Source organism: Bacteroides cellulosilyticus DSM 14838, from assembly GCF_000158035.1.
In the GTDB taxonomy this organism is placed as follows: Bacteria; Bacteroidota; Bacteroidia; order Bacteroidales; family Bacteroidaceae; genus Bacteroides; species Bacteroides cellulosilyticus.
Genome location: NZ_EQ973491.1, coordinates 746,661 through 758,247 on the forward strand (window position 1 = coordinate 746,661; position 11,587 = coordinate 758,247).

Sequence of the window (11,587 nt, forward strand, 5' to 3'; positions counted from 1 at the left end):
TCTATACCTCATCTCCTCAATATTGAAATATTCATTTCATTCATACCTCATTTGTATACCACATCCATATGCTGCGTGGCTATGTTACATCATTGAAAGTATATGTAACAGATATGAGAAAGTATGTAATACCAGTATAAATACGTGTAGCGCAATGATGCAGATGTATTCCAGGGGATTGGATAAATTTGCAGAAATAAAAAAAGAAATGATATAGGGAAATTAGGTAAAGGTAAAATGAAACTTCAGTTTTCAGTGAATAGGTTTACCAAATTAGGTTAGTTAATTATTTTTAGGTCTGTGAGGTTGTGTTTGTGAAAACACAACCTCATTTATATGGTGATAAAGATGTATATTTGCAATACTAAAAGTATATGCCAAGCTATGAAATACATATTGATTCTGCTACTTCTGTTGATTTTTCCACTATCCGGTATTGCGGAAAAGCATTGTGTCTTTACTCCAATTAACGGAACGCATGGATTGTCCGGAAATAAGGTGCGCAATATCACTCAGTTGCCGGACGGGCGCATGATGATAACTACGGAAGGATTACTGAACTTATATGACGGTACTAATTTCAGTTACCTGCACTATGATCGGGAAGATATCTGCCGTTTATCAGACTATTCCGGATTTCATCACGAATATATAGATGCTCACGGATATATGTGGCTTAAAAATCAACGCCAACTGATGGTGGTGGATATAGGACGTGAATGTTTTATTGAGCGACCGGACAGTTTGCTGGCTTTATGGGGGATAGATACTCCGATGAAGGATTTTTTCATGGATAAGACCAAGAATTTATGGGTCATAACGGATAAGGATGATTTGGTACGCATAGATAAGACAACTCTGCAGGCAAGTACTTTTCTGAATCGTGTTTCATTGATTGGAGATACCACCGATCAGGTTTATGATCTTGGGGTGTTGGACGGGAACTTATATCTGTTCTATCGTTCCGGTTTATTGATTTGTTACGCTATGGAGTCACAAAAGGAAATATATCGGCAGAAACTGTCGGATGAACTTCCTGAAGGAGTGTATGGGAATACATCTTACGTAGTGCCGGGAACGAGTACTTTCTACCAGTTATGCAATGGTAACAGAGGCGGGGTAATGTTGGCTTATGATGTAGAAAGAAGAAAATGGAACATCGTGTTGCAGACAAGCTATTGGCTGAATTACCTGTCTGTTGATAAAGACGGAAGCATATGGATTAGTTGTCATAAAGGATTATGGAATATAGATGCGGGGCTGGAAAGAAAACAATATATACCAACCTTGAAATTAGTGGACGGACGCAATATAAATACAGAAGTGAGTACGCTTTACAATGACAGCCAAGGTGGCATGTGGGTAGGGACCTTGAACCGGGGAATCCTGTATTATCATCCGGACCGTTTCCGTTTTCAGAATATTGGCAGGACATTGTTTCCCGTTACGGAAAATATGAATCTTTATGTAACTTGCATTGCAGCACAAAACCAGGAGAATATGTGGGTGGGGACCCGGAAAGGACTATTCTCCTATCATCTTTCTAATGGAGACATAAACTTATATTCTAAGGAATTGTCCACAGTCAATTGCAATACCCTGTTTAAGGACAGTCGGCAACGTGCTTGGTTGGGAAGTGTCGGACAGGGACTTTATTGTATGCTGCCGGATGGAGAAACCAGACATTATCCGTTGTCCGGCCAGACAATTCATTCCATTATGGGGCAACCGGACGGAACTCTGTATTTATGTACTGAAAACCAGGGTTTCGGTACATTTACTCCCGAAACCGGACAATATGAAAAGGAGCAGGGACTACCTCAGACGGAGAATTTGACTGTCTACCAATTGGCATCTTTGGGGAAGGATCGTTTAGCAGGCATTACACGGAAAGGTTGGTTTGTTTATGATTGTACCCAAAAAGAATATACCATTAACCCCAGTTTTCATGTGTGTACTTCCATCTTTGTAGACCGACAAAAGCAAGTTTGGATTGGTCTGGAAGATGGGTTGTTGCTTTGCAACATAGCTACCGGACAACAAAACACGTTTCATACCACGGACGGCTTGGTCAATAACTCTATCCGTTCCATCATTCAAACACAAGATCATGCTATCTGGGTATCTACTTCTAACGGGATAACACGTATCACTGTAACGGGAGAGGGAGAACAGATACGATATTCGTTTGCAAATTTCAATCGGTACGATGGTGTGATTACGGATGAATTCTGCGAGCGGTCCTCTTTTGTCGCAGAAGATGGAACTCTCTACTGGGGTGGTATTAATGGATTTAATAAGTTTGTTCCGCTTCATACCACAATGGAGCGGGCGTATGCCGCACCTTTATTCGTGGGCTTTGATCTGTTTGGTGAACGTGTGGAAAGTGGAAAAATGTATCATGGTAACAGGATACTTCAACGCCCCATAACCTTGACCAAAGAGATTATTCTGAACTATGATCAGAACTTTTTCACTTTAGAGTTTTCTGCCTTGAATTATATCAATCCCACACAGACCTATTATCGTTACCAACTGACGGGTATTGACTATTCGGAACGGGAAATCCGCTCTTCCGATGGTAAGGGTACTGCCACTTATACTGACTTGCCGCCTGGCACTTACACTTTCAGAGTGCAAGCCGCTGATAATAGTGAGTCGTGGACGGGAAAATATGCGGAAATTGAAATAACCGTAAAAGCTCCGTTTTGGAAAACTACTTATGCTTATCTCTCTTATTTCCTGTTCGCAACGGGAAGCTTGATCGCCCTAGTTTTTGTATATATACGACGCAAACGCCGAAAACTGGTACGTGAACAAAGAGAGAAACTGGATGAAATGAAGTCCACTTTCCTGCAAAACATCAATCAGGAACTGGCAGAACCTATCAATCGTATAATCTCTCCCTTGGATACCATTTTAAAACATACGGATGAAGGCAGAACCAAACTGCAATTGAAGGAAATACAGAATAATGCCGTAGAGCTGAAAGAACTGGTTGACCAGCTTTCGGAAGGAGTCCTGTCCCCTCTGTCGCCTGCTGAAAATGAGTTGGCTTTGGAAGAACTGTTGATGAATATGCGCCAGTTGCTGGAACAACAGGAGAAAAGGAAAGAACAACTGAAAGCAACTCCGGAAGCTGCGCCGGACAACTCCTTGCTATCGGCGGCCGATGAATTGTTTCTTCGTAAGGCTTTAAAATTTGTAGAACAGAATCTGGACAATCCCGAGTATTCAGTAGAGGTATTGAGTCGGGACATGGGAATGGATCGCACGGGGCTGTATCGAAAACTGGTTTCAGTGGTAGGAAAGACACCGACAAATTTTATCCGTTCCATTCGTTTGAAACGTGCCGCACAACTTTTGGAAGAAGGACATACGGTGGCCGAAGTTGCCGACCGGGTTGGATTCAGTACATCCAGTTATCTGAGTAAATGTTTTCAGGAAGAGTTTGGTATGCGTCCTTTGCAGTACGTTAATAGTCTGAAAGAACAACCGAAATAGTCACATTTCAACGAGATTGTTGCTTCTTGCAACATTTGTACCACGTGTTTTATAGGCTTCAGGCTACTTTTGCCCTCATAATTCAATTTTTAAATGAAATATCATGAGAAAAGTAAAAGTAGGAATTACCGGTATATTTCTTTTAATATCCGGTTTACTGATGGCGCAAAATGTGAATAGGACGCCACAGGGTGTAAAGGTAAATGTGGCGGAAGGAAACTTCAATGCAGAAGTTATTTTTTATTCTCCTTCTATTGTCCGCATAGTGAAGTATCCTTCGGTAAAGGATCAGATGCCGGACAAAGAAAGTCTTTCCGTAACATTGGTGCCGGAACAAACTAAGATTGATTTTAAGGAACAGGGAGATGATGTCAGATTGAAAACGTCTGATATGATTGTTACTTTAAACAAGACCGATGGAACGGTACGCTTCACCGATACAAAAAACGACGAATTACTGGCAGAAAAGGGAACCCCTTCTTTTTATCCGAATAAGGGCAAAGCCGATAAGGGCACTTATAAAGTTCGCCAGGCCTTTATGCTTGAAAAAGAGGAGGCTATATATGGATTAGGAATACTTCAGAATGGAAAAATGTCGCAACGTAACCAACGGAAGTATCTGATGCCGGGCAATGTGGAAGACGGAATCACCTTCTTCCAGTCCGTGAAAGGCTATGGTCTTTTCTGGGATAACTATTCTCCGACTAACTTTGCTGATGATGAGAATGAGACTTCATTTGAATCGGAAGTTGGTGATTGCACAGACTACTATTTCATGTATGGTGGAGATGCCGATGGCGTAGTTGCCCAAATGCGTACTCTTACCGGACAAGTACCCATGTTCCCTTTGTGGACGTATGGCTACTGGCAGAGCAAAGAGCGTTATAAAAGTCAGAATGAAGTACTGGGCGTACTGAACAAATACCGTGAATTACAGATTCCCTTGGATGGTATCGTGCAGGATTGGCAGTACTGGGGTAGTAACTACTTGTGGAATGCAATGGAATTTTTGGATGGTAATTACTATAATCCCCAGCAGATGCTGGATGAGATTCATGCAAAGAATGCGCACATGATTATCACGATCTGGTCTTCATTCGGTCCACAGACCAAGCCTTATAAGGAGCTGAATGAAAAAGGACTATTGTTTAATTTTAGGACTTGGCCTCTTGCAGGCACTGATACGTGGCCTCCCAGAGAAGACTATCTGTCGGGCGTGAGAGTTTATGATGCCTACAGCCCCGTTGCACGTGATATTTACTGGAAACATCTGACCCGCCTCTATGATTTGGGTATGGACGGTTGGTGGATGGACTCCACCGAACCAGATCATCTGGATGCAAAACCCGAAGATTTTGATACACCTACCTATTTAGGTTCATTCCGCAAAGTACGCAGTGCCTATCCGTTGATGGCCGTAGGTGGTGTTTATGATCACCAACGCGCTACGACTTCAGACAAGCGTGTGTTTATTCTTACCCGTTCAGGATTTGCTGGGCAGCAGCGCTACGGATGTAATGTATGGTCGGGTGATATCGTTTCTACCTGGGAATCATTGCGTAAACAGATACCTGCCGGGCTAAACTTTACCCTTACGGGAAATCCCAACTTCAATAGTGATATTGGGGGCTTCTTCTTAGGCCATTACAACAAGGGATGGAATGATGGATCGGCTACAAAGAATCCGTCCTATCAGGAATTATACGTACGCTGGGTACAGTTTGGAGCGTTCAATCCGATGATGCGTTCGCACGGAACGGAAGCTCCGAGAGAGATTTATCAGTTTGGAAAGAAAGGAGAACCCATTTACGATGCTATCGAAAAAGCTATCCGTTTGCGTTATTCTCTGTTACCTTATATATATTCTACTTCCTGGCAGGTCACCAATAAGCAGTCAAGCTTTATGCGTGCGTTGATGATGGATTTTGCCGATGACAAGAAGGTGTGGGACATGAATGACGAATATATGTTTGGCAAGTCCATCCTGGTGGCTCCGATTGTGGAAGCGCAATATACTCCGGAAGTGGCAGCTACTGCATCGGAAGAGACAGGCTGGGACAGGGATGACAATAAAAATAAGAGCAAAGGCAGCATGACAGTAGACTTCACTACAAAGAAAACTGCAAAGGTTTATCTGCCCGCAGGTACTGTATGGTATGATTTCTGGACTAATGAGAAATATGATGGCGGCCAGGAAATATCAAGAGAAACGACTATTGATATGATTCCACTTTACGTCAGAGCCGGAAGTATTGTTCCCATCGGTCCCGATGTGCAATATGCGACAGAAAAAGCCTGGGATAATCTTGAGTTGAAAGTGTATGTAGGTGCGAATGGCAGTTTCACTCTTTACGAAGATGAATTTGATAATTATAACTATGAATCAGGAGCATATACGGAAATTCCTATGACATGGAATAATGCTTCCCGTACGCTCACTATCGGCGCACGCAAGGGAAAATATAACGGCATGCTTGAAAAACGCCAGTTTACGGTGAAGACAGTGGACGGCAACAGCAAGACGGTTACTTATACAGGAAAGAAGGTGACGGTAAAACTCTGACCAGATGGAGTAACTTTACTTTGAGTGTGATGCCTATCATCAATGGTATTGATGGTGGGCATCATCGGCATTGATGATAGGCCAAGGCCAGGGGACATGAGTGATGGAGGTAAATCAAAGGTAAGATGCAGTTTTAGGGCCGACCAGAGCCATTTTTTGAGCGGATGTTACATCAATGTAAGTTTATGTAACATGAAAAGACGGGATGTAACATTGACCGTAGCAAATGGGAACACGAAGATTCGAAAAGTACTTTGTAATGAACTATCTTTGTACAAAACGAAGGTTAATTAAAAAGTATCTTACCATGAAAACAAGAATTAGTTGGATTTTTTATTGTTTAGTAAGTTTCATGTTACTTCCCTCTTTGTCGGCGGCAGAGCGTTTTGTGACAAATGAGAGTAATGGTTTTACCTGGATACAGCAAGGAAAGGCGTATCCGATACTGGTAGACTTGCAGGAAGATAAAGGTGTACTGAGGGCTGTTGCTAATTTGCAGACAGATGCAGGTAAAGTGACAGGTGCTACTCCGGAAATTATTCATTCCCCATCCGGTAATCGTATGCTGATTATCGGTTCTGTTGAAAATAGTTCCTGGATCAAACAGCTGATGCAGGCAGGAAAGATTCCAGCTGCAGATTTGAAAGGGAAACGTGAGAAGTACATTCTTCAGACGGTGAAGCAGCCCGTGGAAGGAGTAGAAGAAGCAATTGTCATTGCTGGTAGTGACAAGCGGGGAACTATTTACGGTATTTACGAGCTTTCCCGGCAGATGGGTGTCTCTCCCTGGTATTTCTGGGCAGATGTTCCGGTGGAGAAGCATGATATTATATCTATTAAAGAAGGTGTATATACCGATGGTGAACCGGCAGTGAAGTACCGCGGTATTTTCCTGAATGATGAATGGCCCAGCTTAGGCGGCTGGGCGTCTGCTACCTTTGGTGGGTTCAATAGTAAGTTCTACGAAACGGTGTTCGAACTGGTGCTTCGCCTCAAAGGAAATTTTATGTGGCCTGCCATGTGGAACAGTGCTTTCTACGATGATGACCCGATGAACGGTCCGTTGGCCAACGAGATGGGAATTGTGATGAGTACTTCCCATCATGAACCGATGGGACAGGCTCAAAAAGACTGGAAACGTCGTGGAAAAGGAGAGTGGAATTACACTACGAACGGTGCCGTGTTGCGCGACTTCTGGCAGCAGGGGATGGAACGCTGCAAGGATTGGGAAGCGGTGATCACCCTTGCTATGCGTGGCGACGGCGATGAACCGATGAGCGAAGATGCCAATATCTCCTTGTTGCAGAATATCGTGAAAGATCAGCGGAAAATCATAGAGAAGGTAACCGGTAAGAAGGCTAAAGAAACTCCGCAGGTATGGGCGCTTTATAAGGAAGTGCAGGATTATTATGATAAAGGTATGCGAGTGCCCGACGATGTAACGTTGCTGCTCTGTGATGACAACTGGGGCAATGTACGTAAATTGCCCGACTTGAAAGCGAAGCCTCGTAAAGGTGGTTACGGCATGTATTATCATTTCGACTATGTAGGGGCTCCCCGTAACTCCAAATGGATAAATATTACTCAGATACAACGCACGTGGGAGCAGATGATGCTGACCTATGACTATGGCGTGCGCGAATTGTGGGTGGTGAACGTAGGTGACTTGAAGCCGATGGAATATCCTATCACCTTCTTTTTAGATATGGCCTGGGAACCGAAACGTTTCAATGAAAATAATCTGTTTCAGCATACGGTGGATTTCTGTCGTCAGCAATTTGGCGGATACTATGCCGAAGAAGCAGCTCGTCTGATCGACACTTATACTAAATACAACCGTAGGGTTACTCCGGAAATGTTGAATGATCGGACTTACAGCCTGGAAAATTATAACGAATGGCAAAGTGTAAAAGATGAATACGCTGCATTGTGTCTGGATGCCTTGAAACTTTATTATCTGATGCCTGCCGAATACCGGGATGCTTTCGACCAACTGGTACTTTTCCCAATACAGGCATGTTCCAACTTATATGATATGTACTATGCCGTGGCAATGAACCGTAAACTGGCAGAGGCCAATGATGTGAAAGCCAATAAATGGGCGGATAAGGCACGTGCTTGTTTCGAGCGCGACTCCGTGCTGACTTATCATTATAATCATGTAATGAGTGGGGGCAAATGGAATCATATCATGGATCAGACTCACATCGGATATAGATCTTGGAATGATCCGAAGCGCAATATAATGCCTAAAGTGACCTTTGTACCCGAGCCCCGTATAGCTCCTGCACCACCTGTGTTTGTAGAAAAGGATGGATATATATCTATTGAAGCAGAACATTATACCCGTTCAGCAAATGGTACATCTGCTGATTGGGTTACGATCCCTAACCTGGGACGTACCTTGTCAGCCGTCACTACTTTGCCTTCCACAGCTACTCCGAGCGAAGATATGTATCTGGAATATGATTTTGAAACGGAGAAGAGTGGTGAAGCAACAGTTATGGTACGTTTCTCTTCGACATTGAATTTCAATGATTATAAAGGACTGCGATATGCGATTTCACTGGATGGCGGTGACGAACAGATAGTCAACATCAACGGTGATTATAAAGGTGAACTTGGCAGATTGCAGGCGGAGCACATCATCACTACCCAAACGAAACATTTGCTTGATAAGAAAGAAAAGCATACCTTGCGCATCCGTCCGCTTGACCCGGCACTTGTCATGCAGAAGATAATGATTGACTTCGGAGGTTTGAAACCTTCTTTCCTGGGAGCGCCGGAGAGTTCTGTGAGAAGGGAATGTTTTTAAGGAACTCCCATAACTCCTAAAAAAAAGATTATGAAATACAGATTTGCTTTATTGATAGTACTGGCCTGCATTTGTTCTGTGTTGGCTGAGGCTAAAGTGAAACTCCCATCCGTTCTTTCGGATGGGATGGTATTGCAACGTGAACGTCCCATAAAAATATGGGGAACGGCTGATCCGGGTGAGAATGTGGTTGTCACGTTCAAGAAGAAGAAATACACGGCAGTAGCCGATGAAAATGGCAAATGGCTGGTAACACTTCCTGCAATGAAGGCCGGTGGCCCTTATGAGCTGACAGTGAACGAAATGACAGTGAAGGATATCCTGATAGGAGATGTATGGTTGTGCTCGGGACAGTCGAATATGGAACTGACGGTGGCGCGTGTAGCGGATATGTTCGGTAGAGAGACTGCTACTTACGAGAATTCAATGGTCCGCTATGCCAAGACTCCTTATGGTAATGATTTGCATGGTCCCAAAGAAGACATATCCCAAATGAACTGGACAGCGTTGAATCCGCAGGTTGCCCAGTCTTATGCCGCATTGCCTTACTTTTTTGCAATAGAGATGTATAATGAGACGAAAGTTCCTGTCGGCATTATCAATTCCAGTTGGGGAGGAAGTTCCATTGAAGCTTGGATGAGTGAAGATGCGCTTCAGGCATTTCCGAAGAACCTGCGCGAGCGGGATATCTATAACTCCGACGAATACAAGGCCTTGATGAATAAAGCGGGAGGAATGATGTCGAGATTCTGGAGCCTCTCTTTATATAAAGGTGATGAAGGCCTTCATGCTCCGGTTAAATGGTATGAACCGGAATTGAATGATTCCGACTGGGAGGAGGTGAATATGTTTTCTTATCAGTTGGGCAGCAAGGATGGTTATCCGGTAAGCGGATCGCACTGGTTCCGGCAGAACATTCGCCTTACAGCCGAGCAGGCTGATAAAGATGCCATATTGCGTTTAGGCTGTATGGTAAATGCGGACTCTGTGTATGTGAATGGTGTTTTTGTAGGCACTACTTCTTATCAATATCCGCCGCGCATTTATAAAGTTCCTGCATCGGTGTTGAAAGCGGGAGAGAATCTGGTTACGGTACGTCTTATTAATTCCGGTGGTCGTCCCAGTTTTGTAAAAGGTAAACCCTATTGCATGGCGATAGATGGGGATACGGTTCGCTTGTCCGAACAGTGGAAGTATAGGCTGGGTTGTGAAATGCCTGCCGGAAGAGGAGGTGTATCTTTTCAGAACATTCCGACCGGTATGTATAATTCCATGATTTCTCCTTTGAGGAATCTTACTTTTAAGGGAGCTTTGTGGTATCAAGGCGAATCGAATGCAGGACGTCCGGGTGAATATGAAGCTTTATTGACTGCCATGCTCAAAGACTGGCGGGTGAAATTTGCAGATGAAGACTTGCCATTCTTTATAATGCAGCTACCCAATTTTATGCAGACGCATCAGCAGCCTGTAGAAAGTGGTTGGGCAGGTATGCGTGAAGCACAGCGGCAGGTGACGTTGAAGTTACCTAATACCTCTTTGGTTGTGGCAATAGACTTAGGAGAGTGGAATGATATTCATCCGCTGAATAAGAAGGAACTGGCAAGGAGAGTGGCGCTTCAGGTCAAGAAGAAAGTATACGGGCACAAAGATATAGTTCATAGTGGTCCGCTGTGCACTGCCGCCGCTATTGAGGGAGGAAAGGTCATTCTATCTTTTGAGGCGGGAACGGATGATTTAATGCCTGTAGCTCAACTTAAAGGTTTTGCATTGGCGGGAACGGACGGACGTTATAAATGGGCTGAGGCGACCGTGGAAGGCAATAAAGTGATAGTCTGGAGTGAAGGGATTGCTCAGCCCACAAAGGTTCGCTATGCTTGGGATGATAATCCGCAAGAGGCTAATTTGAAGAATAAGGCGGGACTTCCGGCTTCGCCGTTTCAAATGGATGTTCCATGATTCCCTAAACTTGATTGACTGAGAAACACCGGAATTTACGCGCCCGGTGCAATATGACAATAAGATAGTGAAACAGATGTATTTCGTTGCAATACATCTGTTTTTTTTCATTATTAATAACAAAGGTCCCAATCAGAAAGTTACTTCCAGAAGGATAAAACCTTGTTTTATCTGATTCATATCATCTATTGTTATGCTACAGATGGTCTATTCTGCTCCATTACATGATCTATTCTAATCAATCAGATCATCTATTCTCCCTAAACGGCTGATATAATTTGAGAAATGGCTACACCTTTTGCCCCATAAGGCTACACCATCCTTACCAAAAGGTGACACCATCACCCAAAAAGGGTGTAGCCTTTCTGAAAAGCAGGTAATATTCTTCTATTTCAAAGAAGATAAGTGGCGGAATCAAATAATCATATTTGAAGAAAATACGATCAAAGCGCAATTAATAAGAACGAAATAAGAAGGAATCTCTTTCTAAAATGCGCTTCCTTTTACCATTACAAATCATACTGCATTCGCCTAACAGGTAATCCTTGCTTTTTTTGTATCACGGCAACTAATGGTACGAAAGAAAGCAACCTCAGACATCACGATTTACATTTTGTCATATTGCCCATTTCGCTCAAGCTGCTCATTTTGCTCAAATTACGTAAGTAGCCTGACAGGTTTTCCCTTTACTCTATCTTCATCTGTCAGCATATTTCTTTTGCCATATAACCCCTCCATTCTCAAGGACT

At 43.4% G+C, this 11,587-nt stretch carries 4 protein-coding genes; all 4 read left to right on the plus strand.

Going from position 1 to position 11,587, the window contains the following annotated elements:
• The first annotated feature begins 384 nt into the window (after positions 1-384).
• The gene (locus BACCELL_RS15165; RefSeq protein ID WP_044154040.1) at positions 385-3,504 is read left to right on the plus strand and encodes a two-component regulator propeller domain-containing protein; all 3,120 of its coding nucleotides are present in this window, start codon (positions 385-387) and stop codon (positions 3,502-3,504) included.
• Between the two features lie 103 nt (positions 3,505-3,607).
• Positions 3,608-6,067 carry a glycoside hydrolase family 31 protein gene (locus BACCELL_RS15170; RefSeq protein WP_007212754.1) on the plus strand — a complete coding sequence of 820 codons (2,460 nt, stop codon included), beginning with the start codon at positions 3,608-3,610 and terminating at the stop codon, positions 6,065-6,067.
• A 307-nt stretch (positions 6,068-6,374) separates the two neighbouring features.
• Entirely contained in the window at positions 6,375-8,882 is a 2,508-nt protein-coding gene (locus BACCELL_RS15175) for a glycosyl hydrolase 115 family protein (RefSeq protein WP_044153908.1), read from the plus strand.
• Between the two features lie 30 nt (positions 8,883-8,912).
• Positions 8,913-10,838 (plus strand): sialate O-acetylesterase, encoded by a 1,926-nt coding sequence (locus BACCELL_RS15180; RefSeq protein ID WP_007212756.1) that lies wholly within the window; start codon positions 8,913-8,915, stop codon positions 10,836-10,838.
• The last annotated feature ends 749 nt before the right edge of the window (positions 10,839-11,587 follow it).

Coding starts and splice junctions, on each gene's coding strand:
- BACCELL_RS15165 (WP_044154040.1), top strand. CDS start 385: ATGAAATACATATTGATTCTGCTACTTCTGTTGATTTTTCCACTATCC.
- BACCELL_RS15170 (WP_007212754.1), top strand. CDS start 3,608: ATGAGAAAAGTAAAAGTAGGAATTACCGGTATATTTCTTTTAATATCC.
- BACCELL_RS15175 (WP_044153908.1), top strand. CDS start 6,375: ATGAAAACAAGAATTAGTTGGATTTTTTATTGTTTAGTAAGTTTCATG.
- BACCELL_RS15180 (WP_007212756.1), top strand. CDS start 8,913: ATGAAATACAGATTTGCTTTATTGATAGTACTGGCCTGCATTTGTTCT.